This is a genomic window from Vibrio cyclitrophicus, from assembly GCF_024347435.1.
Classification (GTDB): Bacteria; Pseudomonadota; Gammaproteobacteria; order Enterobacterales; family Vibrionaceae; genus Vibrio; species Vibrio cyclitrophicus.
Genome location: NZ_AP025480.1, coordinates 216,837 through 233,454 on the forward strand (window position 1 = coordinate 216,837; position 16,618 = coordinate 233,454).

Genomic DNA, 16,618 nt, shown 5'->3' on the forward strand with positions numbered 1-16,618 from the left:
TGCTTATAAAGTGTCGTTTAGAACTAGGGCTAATAAAGCTTCACGTGCATACACACCGTTTTCAGCTTGTTCGAAGTAGTAAGCGTGTGGCGTTTTATCAACGTCAGTGGTGATTTCGTCGACGCGTGGCAGTGGGTGAAGTACCTTCATGTTTTGACGAGCGTTTTTCAATGTATCGGCGGTTAGGATGTAAGCCGACTTCATGTGTGCGTATTCCGATGCATCAAAGCGCTCTTTCTGTACGCGAGTCATGTACAGGACATCCAGTTCAGGCACCACCTCTTCAATGCTGCTGTGGGTGCTGTATTGGATACCCATCTCTTCTAATTCTTCACAGATATAATCTGGCATCGCTAACACTTCTGGCGCGATAAAGAAGAAACGCACGTTATTGAATTTTGATAGTGCTTGCGTCAATGAGTGCACAGTTCGGCCATATTTTAGGTCGCCGACGAACGCCACATTGAGGTTATCAAGCGTACCTTGTGTTTCGTAAATCGAGAACAGATCCAACAAGGTTTGAGTTGGGTGCTGGTTGGCACCGTCGCCGCCATTCACCACCGGAACACCGTTTGAAAATTCTGAGGCCAAACGTGCTGCGCCTTCTTGTGGGTGACGCATCACAAAGGCATCGACATAAGATGAAATAACCTGCACCGAATCGGCAAGCGTTTCACCTTTCTTCGCTAGTGAGGTGTTGCCGCCATTATCAAAACCGATGACGGTGCCGCCAAGGCGCTGAACCGCGGTTTCGAATGAGAGGCGAGTTCGAGTTGAAGGCTCAAAGAAGCAGCTCGCAACGACTTTATTTTTCAGCAACTCAGGGTTTGGCTCTGCCTTGAGCCTTGCTGCGGTGTCGACGATAAGCTCCAGTTCATTACGAGTGAGCTCAGGTATGGAGATGATGTGCTTGTTAAATAACGAATGCGCCATAACGGGTCTTCCTTCTATGCATACAGTCAAATTGCGGACAAAAAAAAGCCCCCTAAAAATAGGAGGCTTCGAAACGATCAATAGAGCAAAATAAAAATGACACCACCGCCACTCTTTGGCGTGTAGTTTGACAATAATGTGCGACAGAATTGCGGTTCATTTTTTGCTCTCTTAAGACAAATTGCGGAGGATTATACTCAGATAAAAACGCCATGCAATACTTTCTGTAAAGTATTCATTTAAGGGATTTTTATGCGAAATGATGTCCGTTTTTAACTTCTATTTAAGCCTTTGTTGAAACAGAAAAACTTGTGTTTTTTGGGGTGATAACTTCGTAACTATTCACCCGCGAGCTATTGACGTCGGTTTATGCTAAGAATACTGGCGTCTGATAGTCCTCTTTAAGCATATGGTGCTCGACGATTTTACGTAGCCACTTATAAGCTGAGATTTTCTGAAGCTTGGCGGTTTCTATCAGTGAGAACATTCGCTCACGGAACAGATCTCCTCGATATGAGCGAGTCACGTAACAGCACTTTCTCATCAATATATAATTACGCAGGACTCGCTCTGCAGCGTTGTTTGTTAACGGGCACTCGGAGTCATCCATAAAACGCCAGACCATAGTGTCATCAGCGATGAGGTTTCGACATCTACCTCGATATCGTTTTGAGCATTGATAACTGCCCAATTTGAGCCAATGAAGCCAACTCTTTCGTAACCGCCGGAGTCGGCGGTAATACTGGCTTTCGGTAACTTTTCCTTCGATATACCGGTGGTGACACCTGAATACGCTATGAGCGATTAAAGCGAGTTTTTCTCCGATTTTTTGGTTTTCAGGACAAACGCTCTCCTCGATTGCAATGACGTTCCTTAATATGTGAGCCCAGCATAATTGCCGCTTAGATTCGTCGATATATTTGTAGGCAGAATATTGGTCCGTCACTAAAAGGTGTAAAACCGCTTCACCAAGTAGTCGTTTGGCTGCATGTTGGCTTCTTCCGCTGTTAATTTGGAAAAAGGCGACATCATTGCTTAGTGCGGCCCACATCCAGCTTTTATCCTTATTGCGCTGATGCGAAGTCTCATCAGCCATAATCAGTTTAGATGCTTTGACTGTTTCATGGATTTGAGCATGCGTATCGGCTAAGTATTCCGTGACTCGCCCTTGTGCCGCTGATATTGCACCAGTTGAGAAGTTAAGTTGGAAGACGTCTTTCAACATAGATTGTATTTTACCTATGCTTTGGTGGTGCTGGGTTGCTTGGATTCCGATAAAGCTATGTAGATTTGGCCCCATTTGAACATCAGGCACATACTCTGGAAGCTCCGCTTGATGCTTATCACCACACCATGAGCACTCGCCTTTAAAGACTTGATGCTCAATAAGTGTGTACGAAATATCAGGCAAATCGAAGATTTGATGTCGTTTGTAGGGATGTCGATTTGGAACAACACAGCCACCGCAATGGCATGTCTTGTTTGGTAAGTATTGCTCAACCGAGGCACTGTCTTCAACGGGGTGAAGCAGTCGGCGATGGCCTTTATGACCTGGTTGAGCTCCTTGCTTTTTTCCTGATTTCTTCCGATTAGGTGAAGTATTCTTAGCTTTATTATGCAAAGGCTGCTGTGATGATGGCACAGAAGAGTTTCGACTATTTTGATTTAGTCGGTCTTCAAGTTCAGCCAACTTATTCCATAAAAAATGGATGATATCTTTCGCTTCTTCAGGCGAATCGAAATCTGGCGGAGGTGGTAATGTTTTCTTATTCATACCTCCAGGTTGCCACCGAAAAAAGATCACTCAAGTTGAATGTGGGATCAAGTTAACCCGGTCACATAACTTTAGTGTCAAGGCCTCGCGGGTGAATAGTTACATAACTTCTTCAGTCGAATGAAAAAAAATACGGGCTTTATCCAAGGGTTAAATCCCAAGTATGCCACCCGCATTTCCCTGCTATTACACTTAACTTGTTAATGTCTTGCGAACAAGTGAGTGCTTAACTATTTAGATTATTAGTTATCTAGATTCTTAGTTGTTCAGCTTATTAACTGCCTAATGTCGCAACCATTACTGCTTTGATGGTGTGCATGCGGTTTTCAGCTTCATCGAACACGATAGAGTATTCAGACTCAACCACTTCATCTGTTACTTCAACGCCGTCTTTTAGTTGTGGGTATTCAGCAGCAAGCTGTTTGCCTACTGTTGTGTCTTCGCCGTGGAAAGCGGGTAGGCAGTGCATGAATTTTACATGTGGGTTGCCGGTCGCTTTGATCATGTCCATGTTGACTTGGTAAGGCATCATTAGGTTAATACGCTCAGCCCATGCTTCTTTTGCTTCACCCATGGATACCCAAACGTCGGTGTATAGGAAGTCGCAACCTTGCACGCCTTCTTGAACATCTTCAGTCAGTGTGATTTTGCCGCCAGTGTGCTCTGCAATTTCACGACATTGAGCCAATAGCTCTTCTTGTGGCCAGAATTGTTTTGGAGCAACAAGGCGAATGTCCATGCCCATTTTCGCCGCGCCAATCATCAGAGAGTTGCCCATGTTGTTGCGAGCATCACCTAGGTAAGCAAAGCTGATTTCATGCAGTTGTTTACCACGGCTGTATTCCGTCATGGTTAGGAAGTCAGCCAGGATTTGTGTTGGGTGGAATTCGTTAGTCAGACCATTCCATACAGGAACGCCAGCGTAAGCGCCTAGTTCTTCAACGATTTCTTGACCGAAGCCGCGGTATTCGATGCCATCGTACATACGACCTAGAACGCGAGCGGTGTCTTTCATTGATTCTTTGTGGCCAATTTGAGAGCCAGATGGGCCTAAGTAAGAAACTCGAGCACCTTGGTCGAATGCAGCAACTTCAAATGCACAGCGAGTACGAGTTGAGGTTTTCTCAAAGATAAGCGCAATGTTTTTGCCAGTCAGTGTTGGCTGTTCGTAACCGTTGTACTTCGCTTTTTTTAGCTCCATAGAAAGATCTAACAAGTGTTGAATTTCGCGTGGAGTGAAATCTAGTAGTTTTAGGAAGTTACGATTGCGTAGGTTAAAAGCCATGATGTATTCCTTCTTAGATTTAGGCGCTTTCCTGTTACAGGGAAAGAAAATTCAAGAAAGCGCGATTCAATTTTTAGTTAAATTTGTTCGGTTCGGTTTGTTTCGTTTAATCTGTTTTCGCAAGCTTTAAAAGCTCTCAAGGTTTAAGGTTCTCAAGATGATAAAGCTCGCTAGTACGTTAACCTTTGGTGATATTGGTGCCCGCTTGGCCTTGCAGAATTTGCAAGCCATCTTCGAGTGCACCGATACCTACAACTTTGCCGCCTTGCTGAATGAATTCGCACGATGCTTCAATTTTTGGCCCCATAGAGCCTGCGTCAAATGTGAATTTCGCCAATTCGCTTGGTGTGGTGCTGCGCAGTGCGTGTTGAGTTGGTTTGCCCCAGTCAAGGTATACAGCGTCAGCATCAGTCAGAATAAGCAGTGCATCTGCATCCAATTGTTTTGCTAAGAAAGCCGCTGACATGTCTTTGTCGATAACCGCTTCAACACCCACTAATTTGCCATTTTCTTTTTTCACTGGGATGCCACCACCGCCAGTACAAATCACGAGATGACCTGCATCGATAAGTTGGGTGATCGCGTCGTGTTCAACAATCCCGGTAGGGCGTGGGCTTGGTACTACGCGACGGAAATGTTGGCCGTCGGGTTTTACGATCCAGTGGAATTTCTCTGCCAATTCACGCGCTTCTGCTTCTTTGTAGATCGGGCCAATCGGTTTGGTTGGATCCGCAAATGCAGGATCGTTTGGATCGACTGTCATTTGCGTCAACATGCATGAGATGTTGCGGTTGGGAAGATAGTTCTTGAACTCTTGCATCAGCATGTAGCCGATCATGCCTTGAGTCTCACTGCCCAATACATCCAGCGGGTACGGATTTACTTTCTTGTACTCCAAGCCTTGCAGAGCAAGTAAACCAACTTGTGGGCCATTACCGTGCACTAACACCACGTTGTACACTTTTGCGATTTCAGAGATGGTTTTAACCGCGGTTTCAATATTACGGCGTTGAACATCGGCTTCTAACGGCTCACCGCGACGAAGTAGGGCATTACCGCCGAGTGCAACAACAACAGTTTGCTTAGTCATAATTGTGTTCTCTCATTTTGGCCAAGCTGAGGTGATTTAAGATTCATTCAACCTGGCCGTTTCGTCTTAGTGATTAAATACCATCACGCTCAATTGGGCAGCTCATGCAGCGTGCGCCACCGCGACCGCGACCAAGTTCGTCTCCTGGAATCGGAAGAACCGTGATGCCTGCTTTGTCGTATTTTTCGTTGGTGTATGTGTTGCCTTCGTAGCCAATAACGACGCCAGGTTTAACCGTTAGAACGTTGTTTGCATCGTTCCACTGTTCACGTTCTGCATGGAAGTTGTCGCCACCCGTTGTGATTAGGTTTAGCTTGTCTACGCCAAGTGCTTTTTCGATAGCCGTTACGAAGTAGCCTTCTTCTTTCACTTTCACAGCGCCTGACTCATCACCAGTTAGGTTCCAGCACTGCACATCCTTACTCACCACTTCAGGGTAAACAGAGAACGTATCTTCGTTCATGTGCGTCATAACGGTGTCTAAGTGCATGCAAGAGCGGTGTTTTGGTAGCTGCATTGCGATAACTTGTTTCGCTTGACCGTGTTTGAATAGGTTCGATGCTAAGTGCTCAACACCTTGTGCTGTTGTACGCTCAGACATACCGATAAGCACCGTGCCACGACCGATAACAAGAACGTCACCACCTTCAATTGTTGAGTTGTCGTAGTTGATGTTTTCTTCATCGCCAAAGTATTTAATGAAGTCTTGACCTGCGAATGTTGGATGCCAGCGATAAATAGCACGAACGTGGTTGGTTTCACGTTGACGAGCGGGTTTCGCCATTGGGTTGATAGATACGCCACCGTATACCCAGCAAGATGTGTCGCGAGTAAATAGGTGGTTTGGTAAAGGCTCGATTATGAAGTCGGTTGGTGCGTGCATGCCTTGCATCATTGAAGATGATTTCATTGGCATCTCAGCGTAAGACAAACCGCCCGTTAAGATTTTTGCTAACTCTAGGGTTGGTAAATCGCCCAAGTAGCAGCGCACATCATTGGCGAATGTTTTACCCAAACGGTAATCAGATACTTGGCAGTTTAGTAGCCAATCTTTCGCTTCTGGCACGGCTAGCGTGTCTGCTAGCAGGTCTGTAAGAAGAAGAACCTCTACACCTTGATCACGTAGCGTTTGAGTAAATGCGTCATGCTCTTTACCCGCACGCTCAACAGCCAATACGTCATCAAACAGCAAATCGTGACAGTTAGAGGGTGTTAGGTGAGTCAGTGCGCGTCTTGGGCGGTGAACTAGAACGCGGCGTAATTGACCTATTTCAGAACCTACATAGAACTTACTCATGATCGTCTCTCTCTTATATATTTGAATTACTTTTATCGCTAAGAGTAATTATTTATTTTCAGTTGAGAAGAATGAATTATTTATTCATGTCTCTTGTCTGGAATTAATATTACGCCTGCTAGTCAGGTATTCTTAGAGATCTATCACAAATCGTTTTTTATCCCGCAGCCCTTTAAAATCAAGGGTTTTAACAAACTTTATGCACTTTCAACTATTGCCAACCTTTTCTAAATAGTTAACTCCTTGGGAATATTATGCATGCTTTTTTAACTCAACTTACTAGAATCTAATTTATGAGGGATTATATGCAGAATAGTTTTATTGATAAGAATGTACTTAGATTGGAAGTATGCAGAGTTTCTATTTATATATTTAATTTTGGATGTGAAATTAATTAAATTTTAACAAAATAAATTAGAATAAAGCTGTTGTGGTCACATTTTAAAATCGTCTGTTTAAGTGTGTTTTTTGATAAAAAAGAGCGTTAATCCTCGTCTGTTTATTAGACTGTAAATTACTTTAAATATAATTAGCTCTAATAAGTGACTAACTATCTGGATAAATATCATGGCTGCTAATTGAGTGTTATTTCATCAAGCTAATTTGATGTCTATAAGTAGGGTGTTTCTTTAGTGATGAGTACTTTTGGTTACGCTGAGCCTTAGTAGGAGCAGGAGGTGTCTTGAATGTCGCGTGTATGGCTTTGAGGACCTATTTTAGCAGCAGAGGGTCACATTGGGAGAGGGATTAATAAAAAAGCCGCTATGGGAAGCGGCTTTGGATGAGAACAGAGTGAAGCGTTTTGAGTTAGATCAGAGCACCAATACTCAGTACCACAATACAAAATACCATTAAGATGCCGACTAATGGCATCACCCATTTAACCCAGCGTACATATGGAACGCGAGCAATCGCTAAGCCACCCATCACAACCGCAGAGGTTGGGGTGATTAGGTTTACCAAGCCTGATGCGGATTGGTAAGCGGTAATCACTAGGTCTCGACCTACACCTGCAAAGTCAGCCAGTGGTGCCATGATTGGCATGGTGAGTACCGCTAAGCCAGAGGTCGATGGCACTAAGAATGACAATAGAATTTCTAAGAAGAACATCACGTTAATAAAGATAACTGAAGAAAGTCCGGTAACCATTTGTTCTGCAGAGAATAGAATTGTATCGGTGATCATACCGCGGTCCATTACGACCACGATACCACGTGCAATACCTATGATAAGCGCAACACCCAGTAGATCACGGGCACCGTCAATGAAGCTCGTGGTAAACTCTTCTTCGCTCATGCGAGCCACAATACCAACGATAATAGTTGCAGCTAGGAACATCGCTGAGATTTCAGCCATCCACCATCCAGCAACGGATACGCCGTAAATCATCACAGCGAACGAGCCACCAAAAATAGTCAGAATCAGTTTACGAGTCATGGTGAATTCAAGTTTTTCGCCGCTCGCATTACCTAAGAAGTGCGCTTTGTTCTCTTCGTATTTGTCGAACACAATGGATTTCGAAGGATCTGCTTGAACCATTCTGGCGTAGCGCATGACGTAAGCGACACAAATAACCCAACCAATAATCAACATGGCAATACGCAGCACGATACCGTCAGTAAATGGGATACCAGAGGCGTTGGCAGCGATCACGGTTGCGAATGGGTTAATGGTGGAACCTAGCACCCCAATCCCTGCGCCAAGCAGTACGGTCGCAGCGGCGACAAGCGGGTCAAAACGCGCCGCCATCATTACAGGCACTAGCAATGTATAGAATGGCAGTGATTCTTCCGCCATGCCGTAAACGGTACCGCCAGCAGCAAACAATGCCATCAGTATCGGTATCATCAACTCTTCTCGCCCTTCTAGGCGGGCGGTGACGCGTTCGATACCGGCATCAATGGCGCCAGTTTTGGTTACTAGCCCTAAGAAGCCACCAATGATTAAGATGAACAGTGAAACGTCGATTGCTGCAGCTTCATAGCTATTGTGGTCGTAGAAACCGTCAATAGGCGCGAGTAGTACGTCAATCACACCTTGAGGATTACCTTCTACTGCTTGATAGGTGCCGGTTACCGGTACTTCTCGACCTAACTCTTCATTCATTGCTCGGTCGTATTGGCCTGCTGGAACAACCCAGGTAAGCAGGGCTACGAATGCAATTAGAATAAATAGAATGGTGTAGGCAGAAGGGAATTTAAAGTTGGCAAAGAAGCCACCCTTTTTTGTTTCGCTTGGTATCGTCTGAGTCGTCATAGCTATCTCCTTACACCATCTTAAATAGAATTGATGTGAATTAGCGACTAATGATTTATAGATTGTAAACACAGTGACATTTATAAAGTATTCAAAGATATAAAACTATTGCCATTATTAAGCAGTTAACTATATAAAACTTCCGAATTTAAACTAAAAATGTTTATATATTTACATGTCCGAATGAATATAGATCCAATTTAACTACGGTTATTTTATGCCTTAAGTAAGCATTTAAGTTTGGTGCTGTTCACAAAAATAGTGGCCAATAAGATGGCTTGAAAGTGGCATAAAAGCAGCAAGGTTTTTTGGTTAGTTAGCTTGGATTAATATTCGATGTGGATTAGGTGGAAGCGAGGGGGGATTGATTTGGTAAGTGTTGTTATTAGTTGGGTTGAATAATCTTGGAATTTTATTCAAATTTTATTTTTGGGCGGATTTTAAAGTTTATAATAGTTATTTGATGTGTATCAAATAACACATTGAGTAGAAAACAAAAAAGGAAGCCGAAGCTTCCTTTTAAAGTTTTAATCATCAGCGAATGTTAGATAAACAGACCGCCGAATGCGAAGCCGAGTGCTACCGCAGTACTGATTGTTGCCACACCAGGAATGAAGAATGGGTGGTTAAATACATACTTACCAATACGCGTTGAACCTGTGTCGTCCATCTCAACTGCTGCCAGTAGCGTTGGGTAAGTTGGAAGTACGAACAACGCACTTACTGCAGCAAAAGAAGCGACAGCTGTTAATGGTGCCACGCCAATCGCCAGAGCGGCAGGCATCAGTGCAACCGTTGTTGCACCTTGAGAATAAAGCAGCATAGAAGCGAAGAACAGAACAAGCGCTAGCATCCACGGGTAGTCAGCCAATAGAGCGCCTGCTACGTCTTTGATCTCAGCAACGTGTGCGTTTACAAACGTTGAACCTAACCAGGCCACACCCAGTACACATACACATGCTGTCATACCTGAGCGGAATGTTGGTGCAGAAGAAATCTTCGCAGCATCAATTTTAGTGAACATAACAATTGCCGCTGCTGCTGCCAGCATCACAGACATGATCGCTTCGTTACGGCCTAGAGCTGGGTTTTCAATTAGGCCGACAGAGCTAGAGATAGCCGCTGCGTAGCAAACCACAAAACCAATCGCTGCTAGAAAGATGTAAGTCGCTCTCTTTGCCGTTGGTAGAATTTCGCGTTTCTCTTCAGTTGCTAGCTTGATTAGACCTTTCTCAAGACGCTCTTGGTAAACTGGATCGTCTTTCAGTTCGCTACCCATGTAGTTAGCAACAACCGCACCAACCATACAAGCGATGAAGGTTGTTGGGATACAAACCATGAGTAGCGTTAGGTAATCAACACCAAATGGTGCAAGCATCGCAGCGAAAGCCACAACTGCTGCCGAAATTGGCGAAGCTGTGATAGCAATTTGAGATGCCACAACTGCAATAGAAAGAGGACGAGAAGGACGAACACCTTGGCCCTTCGCTACTTCAGCGATAACAGGCAGTGTAGAGAATGCTGTGTGACCTGTACCTGCCATTAATGTCATTACAAAAGTAACGATAGGCGCATAGAAGGTAATGCGTTCAGGATGTTTACGTAAAAAGTTTTCTGCAATTTGTACTAACCAATCCATACCACCGGCAACTTGCATCGCAGCAATTGCAGTGATTACCGACATGATGATCAAGATGACATCGATCGGAATGAAAGATTGGCTTGTTGGAACACCAAGAATAAGTGAAAGGGCAATAACACCAGCACCACCGGCAAAACCGATACCGATACCGCCAATTCTAGCCCCCAAAAAGATAAAGAGTAGGACGACAAATAGTTCTACTGCAATCATAAGTAACACCTCATTTTAGATTTTATTATGTGAACATTCACCGATGGAATGTTCACATAATAGTTCTATTGTTTAGATTCTATTGAGCAAAAGTGCAACCAACATAAGCCCACAAAATAAACATGGTTAACCGTATTGGAGCCTAAAAAAGGGCTCCGTTTGGAGCCCTATTTGCTAGATTTACTCGTAGCGTTTTGCTTTATACTGAGGATGCATCAAATTTTCAACAGAGAAAATGTCATCAAGTTCTTCTTCGGTTAATAAACCACGCTCTAGAACCACGTCACGAACGCTCTTACCTGTCTCAGCACAGATCTTACCAACGATGTCACCTTCGTGGTGGCCAATGTATGGGTTTAGGTAAGTCACGATACCGATAGAGTTAAATACGTGAGATTCACACACTTCTTTGTTGACCGTAATGCCGTCTACACACTTGTCGCGTAGGTTCACACATGCATTAGTTAGAATGTCTAGAGACTCAAACATGCTTTGTGCAATAACGGGTTCCATTACGTTCAGTTGAAGTTGACCGCCTTCTGCAGCGAAAGAAACCGTGTTGTCGTTACCTAGAACTTTAAAGCAAACTTGGTTCACTACTTCAGGTACAACTGGGTTTACTTTAGCAGGCATGATTGAAGAACCCGCTTGCAGTTCCGGTAGGTTTAGCTCGTTGAAACCAGTGCGTGGACCTGAAGAAAGCAGACGCAAATCGTTACAAATTTTAGACAGCTTAACCGCTAAGCGTTTAAGTGCGCCGTGCGTCATTACGTAGGCACCACAGTCAGATGTTGCTTCGATTAGGTCTTCCGCAGGAACACATTCTAGGCCAGTTACTTCAGCTAGGTGTTTAACTGCTAGACCTTGGTAACCCGGTGCTGCGTTCAGACCAGTACCGATAGCTGTTGCGCCTAGGTTAACTTCAAGCAGTAGTTTTGAAGTGTATTCTAGGTTTTTGATTTCTTCATTGATGGTTACCGCCCAAGCGTGGAACTCTTGGCCAACCGTCATTGGAACTGCATCCTGAAGTTGAGTACGACCCATTTTCAGGATGGTGTTGAATTCTTGGCTCTTAAGTTCGAATGCACCTTTTAGGTATTCAATCGCATCGATCAGTTTCAGTACGCTGTTGTAAACAGAGATACGGAAGCCCGTTGGGTAGGCGCAGTTTGTCGATTGGCTGCGGTTTACATGGTCATTTGGGTTGATGAACTCGTATTGACCTTTTTCTTTGCCCATAAGTTCAAGTGCCACGTTCGCAACCACTTCGTTTGCGTTCATGTTTACAGAAGTACCTGCACCACCTTGGAATACATCCGATGGGAATTGATCCATACACTTGCCAGTATCTAGAATTAGGTCACAAGCTTGAATGATGTATTTAGCCACTTCGCTTGGAATTACACCTAACTCTTTGTTTGCTAAAGCCGCAGCTTTTTTAGTCATCACCATACCGCGAACGAATTCAGGTACATCTGAGATCGTTACATTTGAGATGTTGAAGTTTTCAACTGCGCGTAGGGTGTGGATGCCGTAGTAAGCATCAGCTGGAACATGACGTTGACCTAAAAGATCTTCTTCGAGACGAGTAGCTTGAGGAGCATCAACTTGAGCTTCTGATAGAGTAGCCATAACAGGATCCTTAGATAATTATTCTGATTATATAGTTAGTTATTAGCCTATTCTGTGTGCAAATACTCCGTTCGCTAGAATATTGGGCTGATAAATCCGTCCTGACTTATGTGGCACATGATACTGTACTTAGCGCATAAAAATAGTAAGTTGATCACCTTTTTCGTTTTTGTTTCGTCAATATTTAGCAAACTTATTCCGGGTCAATAAACACGCTTATTTACAGGATAAATTTGAGATTGGTAGGGCTTTCAGCGTAAACTGGATGTAACAAAGGAGTGCGTGTGTTTCCTATCTTATTATTACTATTTATCTTCGTACCGATCATTGAGATTGGACTATTTATTCAAGTTGGTGGCTTCTTAGGGTTGTGGCCAACGATTGCGTTGGTTCTGATCACTGCATTTGTCGGTGCATCACTTGTTCGTAGCCAAGGCATTCAAACATTAATGTCTGTTCAAGGCCGATTACAACAAGGCGAAATGCCAGCTCAACAGATTCTTGAAGGCGTGATGCTTGCGGTTGCAGGCGTATTGCTGCTGACTCCGGGCTTTATGACGGATGCACTTGGTATGTTGGTATTACTGCCTGCACCAAGAGCGATGATTGCTAAGAAAATGATGGAAAAAATGGTGGTTACCAATATGTCTGGTGGTTTCCAAGCAGGTGGACAAGGTGGTTTTGGGCAGAGCCCATTTGGACAAGACCCATTCAATCGAGATCCATCTGATCAATCAAAAGACGGCAACACCTTTGAGGGTGAGTTTGAAAAGAAAGACGACGACAACGATCGTAACCGACTAAACTAATCCGTTTTCTCTCTTCTTTATATAGAGGGAAAAACAGAAAAGGCTCTTACCTTTATCTTTCACATGAAAGCGATAATGGTAAGAGCCTTTTTTATTGCGTGTCGCTTGTTGTTACTTACTGTTTATTATTGATAACAGATAACAGATAACAGATAACAGATAACAGATAACAGATAACAGATAACAAATAAGTTTGAGCGCTCAGTTATACCGCGCCTTCGAAACCCATTTGACGCCATGCTTCAAAAGCAATGATTGCCACAGCATTAGATAGGTTTAGGCTGCGCGCATCTGGCATCATTGGAATACGAATGCGTTGTTCCATTGGCATGCTTTCGATGAGCTCAGCAGGTAGGCCGCGTGTCTCAGGGCCAAACATCAATACATCACCTTGTTGGAATTTAGCATCAACGTGGTGGCCTGTGGTTTTTGTGGTACATGCGAAGATACGGAAGTCACCTTCACGTTCATTCTCTAAGTACTCAAGAAAGGCTTCTAGATTCTTGTGGCGTTTTACTCGCGCTAGGTCGTGGTAGTCCAAACCGGCACGGCGTACTTTCTTCTCTTCAAAGTCAAAACCAAGCGGTTCAATTAGGTGTAGGTTCGCGCCACAGTTAGCAGATAGGCGGATGATGTTACCCGTATTGGGTGCAATTTCTGGTTCGTATAGAGCGATATCAAACATGTTGGTTCACAAGAATAATCAAAGATAGCCAGAGTATACGGTGGCAAGCAGAGTGAGTACAGTTCGCCACCGTCACCATTTGCTTAAGCTTGGTTCGCTAGTGCTTGTGCGTAGTTTTCAGATACCGCATTCCAATTCACCACGTTCCACCATGCATTGATGTAATCAGGGCGACGGTTTTGGTAGCTGATGTAGTAGGCGTGCTCCCAAACGTCGAGCGCAAGAACCGGTTCTCCGTTACTGGCAATGGTATCCATCCATGGGTTGTCTTGATTCGAGGTCGAGACGATGTTCAGCTGTCCTTTTTCCACCACCAACCAAGCAAAGCCTGAACCAAAGGTATTGATTGCCGCTTGAGCAAACTGGTCTTGGAAGGTTTTGAAATCTCCGAATGTACTTTTGATCGCTTCACCTAGTTCGCCCGTAGGTTCACCCCCACCGTCTTGCGACATGCAGTTCCAATACAAGATGTGATTGTAGTAACCGCCACCATTGTTACGAACGGCTGGACTGTGCTGAGAGATGTTAGCGAAAATCTCGGTGAGAGACTGGTGCTCAAGCTCGCTACCAGAAACCGCAGTAATAAACTTATCGTAATAGGTTCGATGGTGTTTGCTGTAATGCACTTCCATTGTTTTTGCATCAATGTAAGGTTCTAGGGCATCGTAAGCGTAGGGTAGATCTGGGAAAGAGTGTGACATGGTAAATCCTCCTTAATTAGAGGATTTACCATAATGATAATAACTATCATTATCAACTGTGATCTTTGTAGGGGTATTACGCTGGTAGGATTGGCAGAGTGATCTCTAGTTGTAATCCACCTAGTTTACTGCGGCTTGCTGTGATCGAACCACTGTGTTGACGAATCGCACTTTCTGTAATAGTTAACCCCAATCCTGTTCCGCCTGAGTTTCGATCTCTTGCCGTTGAAACACGATAGAAAGGTCGGAAAATTGAATCTAATTCGTCATCAGGAACGCCTTCACCGTTGTCATTTACGCAAATCGTCAGTTGGTCTTGTTGAACACTAAATTGAACATCAACTTGGTCTCTACCATAGTAAATGGCATTGCGAGTAATATTGTCGAGCGCGCTCATCAATAACTTCGGATTACCCGAGATAGAACGATTAGGAATTTTTGAAAACCTCATCTGCTTGCCCATTTGCTCTGCTTCAAACTCTGCGTCTTTTAGGATCTCTTCCCACAGGCTCGATAAGGGTTGCACTTCACGTGTGATGTGACTATCGACCTGCATACGAGACAAAGTTAAAAGTTCACTGATCATCTGTTCTAAACGCTGCGCTTCAGTATCGATACGCTCTAGCTCTTGGCTGTCGCCTTGCTTACGAATGGCGAGTGCATTCGCCATGCGTAATCGAGTGAGTGGAGAACGTAATTCATGAGATATATCAGACAATAAACGTTGCTGCCCTGAAATCATCTGGTTTACTGCTTCGACCATCTGGTTAAAGCTCTCACCGGCTTGTCTGAATTCTGATGTGCCTTTTTCCAGTTGAGGGTCAACCTCAAATTGACCTTTAGCAACGCGTTGTGCAGCAAGTTCTAGCCTTCGTGCTGGTTGACTTAGCGCCCAAGCTAACCAAAGCAGCAGCGGGGTACTCGCCAGCATCACGGCAAGTAATAACTGTAATGGTTTATCAAACAGTCGCAGTAAAAATGGTGGTGGCTGATCCCATTTAACTCCGATGTACATCATCAGGTCTTCACCGGCGAGTGAAACTGGGATTGGGCCTGCCACCATGTAATGCCCATACAGCTTTTGTTTTGGCACTTCAGGGTTATCAATCGTAGTCACGAAATTGCGAATTGCTTTCACTTTGTAATCTGAATGCTTTTTAGTCGTTAGTACTGAGCCTTCAAGGTCAGTCAAATACATCCGAGGGCGTGTGTCTTTTCTGCTGCGGGTTGGGCCTTCCAGTTGGAAGACAATCTTGCCTAAGTTGTCTTCTTTGGCGAATCGCTTCTCTGTACTTTTCGCAATGCGTTCTAATTTCTTGAGGTGCTCGACCGGTACATCGCGAGCAACTCGAGGATCTAAGTGTGGCAGTGATAGCACCGACAAAAGCACCAGTAACATGGTGAACCAAAAGATAGCAAAGATACGTCCATATAAGCTGGTGATTTTAGGTATACGCATTAATCCTCCTCTACTAACAAGTAGCCACGACCTCGTAAGGTTTTAATGCGAGATTTCCCGTCGCTGCGTTCTGGAATCTTCTTGCGCAGGTTAGATATGTGCATATCAATCGCACGGTCAAACGCCGCTAGCCTTTTACCTAACACGTCTAAACTCAATGCTTCTTTGGTGATCACTTGTCCAGGGTTCTGGATTAGGTGACTCAAGAGAGCGAACTCGGTAGTGGTGAGATCGATAATCTGACCATTGCAATAAGCTTCTTGTTTGCCAGGGAATACTTCAATGTCTTGGTATTGAATCCTATCACTGGCCGCTTTAGGCACTGTGTTGGTTTGCGTACGACGCAAGATGGCACGAATACGAGCGAGCAGCTCTCGATCACTGAAGGGCTTTGGCAAGTAATCATCCGCACCAAGTTCAAGGCCAATAACACGATCTATTTCTTCGCCTTTCGCTGTCAGCATTAGTACCGGCGTTTCCCAATTTTCTCTCAGCTTTTTTAGCGTTTCCATGCCATTAAGGCGCGGCATCATCACATCCAAAAGGACCAGATCAATCTCATCATTGATCGCTTCAAGCCCGGCATAGCCATCATTGGCTTCGGAGATAGTGAAGCCCTCAAAGCTCAAAATGTCTTTAAGTAAGCTGGTTAACTCTGTGTCGTCATCAATAAGAAGAATGTTCGCCATTGGGAAGCCTTAATCATTTAGTTAGGTTAATAATACTGCTAATTATTCGTCAACTTTCACTCTTTACGATTCTTTACGCTTTCTAAACGTCACTTTACGAGGGAAAGACTAATCTATATTCAAGCGCTGAGAAACAGACGCAACACATGACTTATT

At 44.2% G+C, this 16,618-nt stretch carries 13 protein-coding genes; 1 reads left to right on the top strand and 12 read right to left on the bottom strand.

Translation table 11 applies throughout. From position 1 onward, the window contains the following. Positions 1 to 3: 3 nt before the first annotated feature. From pyrB to aspA, 8 genes are all read right to left on the bottom strand, one after another. On the bottom strand, positions 4 to 933 hold the full coding sequence (gene pyrB, locus OCW38_RS00975; RefSeq protein WP_261894793.1) for an aspartate carbamoyltransferase: 930 nt from the start codon (positions 931 to 933) through the stop codon (positions 4 to 6). A 367-nt stretch (positions 934 to 1,300) separates the two neighbouring features. Then, positions 1,301 to 2,707 carry an IS66 family transposase gene (gene tnpC / locus OCW38_RS00980; RefSeq protein WP_038224876.1) on the bottom strand — a complete coding sequence of 469 codons (1,407 nt, stop codon included), beginning with the start codon at positions 2,705 to 2,707 and terminating at the stop codon, positions 1,301 to 1,303. A gap of 274 nt (positions 2,708 to 2,981) precedes the next feature. Then, on the bottom strand, positions 2,982 to 3,992 hold the full coding sequence (locus tag OCW38_RS00985; RefSeq protein WP_261894794.1) for an ornithine carbamoyltransferase: 1,011 nt from the start codon (positions 3,990 to 3,992) through the stop codon (positions 2,982 to 2,984). A 178-nt stretch (positions 3,993 to 4,170) separates the two neighbouring features. Beyond that, a complete protein-coding gene (arcC, locus tag OCW38_RS00990; RefSeq protein ID WP_010435403.1) occupies positions 4,171 to 5,082 on the bottom strand; it encodes a carbamate kinase in 912 nt (303 codons plus the stop codon). Positions 5,083 to 5,155: 73 nt separating this feature from the next. Beyond that, positions 5,156 to 6,379: an arginine deiminase gene (gene arcA / locus OCW38_RS00995; RefSeq protein WP_010435401.1), complete on the bottom strand. Its 1,224-nt coding sequence runs from the start codon at positions 6,377 to 6,379 to the stop codon at positions 5,156 to 5,158. Between the two features lie 807 nt (positions 6,380 to 7,186). After that, positions 7,187 to 8,635: a YfcC family protein gene (locus OCW38_RS01000; RefSeq protein ID WP_016767971.1), complete on the bottom strand. Its 1,449-nt coding sequence runs from the start codon at positions 8,633 to 8,635 to the stop codon at positions 7,187 to 7,189. Positions 8,636 to 9,179: 544 nt separating this feature from the next. Beyond that, positions 9,180 to 10,487 (bottom strand): anaerobic C4-dicarboxylate transporter, encoded by a 1,308-nt coding sequence (locus OCW38_RS01005; protein WP_016767972.1) that lies wholly within the window; start codon positions 10,485 to 10,487, stop codon positions 9,180 to 9,182. A gap of 180 nt (positions 10,488 to 10,667) precedes the next feature. Continuing rightward, on the bottom strand, positions 10,668 to 12,119 hold the full coding sequence (gene aspA / locus OCW38_RS01010) for an aspartate ammonia-lyase (protein ID WP_010435392.1): 1,452 nt from the start codon (positions 12,117 to 12,119) through the stop codon (positions 10,668 to 10,670). A 284-nt stretch (positions 12,120 to 12,403) separates the two neighbouring features. Between aspA and OCW38_RS01015 the strand changes: the two genes are divergently transcribed. After that, positions 12,404 to 12,928: an FxsA family protein gene (locus OCW38_RS01015; protein WP_010435390.1), complete on the top strand. Its 525-nt coding sequence runs from the start codon at positions 12,404 to 12,406 to the stop codon at positions 12,926 to 12,928. Positions 12,929 to 13,133: 205 nt separating this feature from the next. Here the strand turns inward: OCW38_RS01015 and OCW38_RS01020 are convergent, their stop codons facing one another. From OCW38_RS01020 to OCW38_RS01035, 4 genes are all read right to left on the bottom strand, one after another. After that, on the bottom strand, positions 13,134 to 13,613 hold the full coding sequence (locus OCW38_RS01020) for a tRNA (cytidine(34)-2'-O)-methyltransferase (protein ID WP_010435387.1): 480 nt from the start codon (positions 13,611 to 13,613) through the stop codon (positions 13,134 to 13,136). An 83-nt stretch (positions 13,614 to 13,696) separates the two neighbouring features. Then, positions 13,697 to 14,314, bottom strand: coding sequence for a superoxide dismutase (locus OCW38_RS01025; protein WP_016767973.1), 618 nt, complete (start codon positions 14,312 to 14,314; stop codon positions 13,697 to 13,699). A gap of 76 nt (positions 14,315 to 14,390) precedes the next feature. Then, a complete protein-coding gene (cpxA, locus tag OCW38_RS01030) occupies positions 14,391 to 15,773 on the bottom strand; it encodes an envelope stress sensor histidine kinase CpxA (protein WP_010435382.1) in 1,383 nt (460 codons plus the stop codon). After that, positions 15,773 to 16,462, bottom strand: coding sequence for a response regulator (locus tag OCW38_RS01035; RefSeq protein WP_010435380.1), 690 nt, complete (start codon positions 16,460 to 16,462; stop codon positions 15,773 to 15,775). Before OCW38_RS01035 ends, cpxA begins: the two co-directional genes overlap by 1 nt. Positions 16,463 to 16,618: the final 156 nt, after the last annotated feature.

Bases quoted from the DNA above. Each gene is read 5' to 3' on its own strand.
- arcC (WP_010435403.1), bottom strand. From the start codon at position 5,082: ATGACTAAGCAAACTGTTGTTGTTGCACTCGGCGGTAATGCCCTACTT.
- arcA (WP_010435401.1), bottom strand. From the start codon at position 6,379: ATGAGTAAGTTCTATGTAGGTTCTGAAATAGGTCAATTACGCCGCGTT.
- tnpC (WP_038224876.1), bottom strand. From the start codon at position 2,707: ATGAATAAGAAAACATTACCACCTCCGCCAGATTTCGATTCGCCTGAA.
- aspA (WP_010435392.1), bottom strand. From the start codon at position 12,119: ATGGCTACTCTATCAGAAGCTCAAGTTGATGCTCCTCAAGCTACTCGT.
- OCW38_RS01005 (WP_016767972.1), bottom strand. From the start codon at position 10,487: ATGATTGCAGTAGAACTATTTGTCGTCCTACTCTTTATCTTTTTGGGG.
- cpxA (WP_010435382.1), bottom strand. From the start codon at position 15,773: ATGCGTATACCTAAAATCACCAGCTTATATGGACGTATCTTTGCTATC.
- OCW38_RS01035 (WP_010435380.1), bottom strand. From the start codon at position 16,462: ATGGCGAACATTCTTCTTATTGATGACGACACAGAGTTAACCAGCTTA.
- OCW38_RS00985 (WP_261894794.1), bottom strand. From the start codon at position 3,992: ATGGCTTTTAACCTACGCAATCGTAACTTCCTAAAACTACTAGATTTC.
- OCW38_RS01020 (WP_010435387.1), bottom strand. From the start codon at position 13,613: ATGTTTGATATCGCTCTATACGAACCAGAAATTGCACCCAATACGGGT.
- OCW38_RS01025 (WP_016767973.1), bottom strand. From the start codon at position 14,314: ATGTCACACTCTTTCCCAGATCTACCCTACGCTTACGATGCCCTAGAA.
- pyrB (WP_261894793.1), bottom strand. From the start codon at position 933: ATGGCGCATTCGTTATTTAACAAGCACATCATCTCCATACCTGAGCTC.
- OCW38_RS01000 (WP_016767971.1), bottom strand. From the start codon at position 8,635: ATGACGACTCAGACGATACCAAGCGAAACAAAAAAGGGTGGCTTCTTT.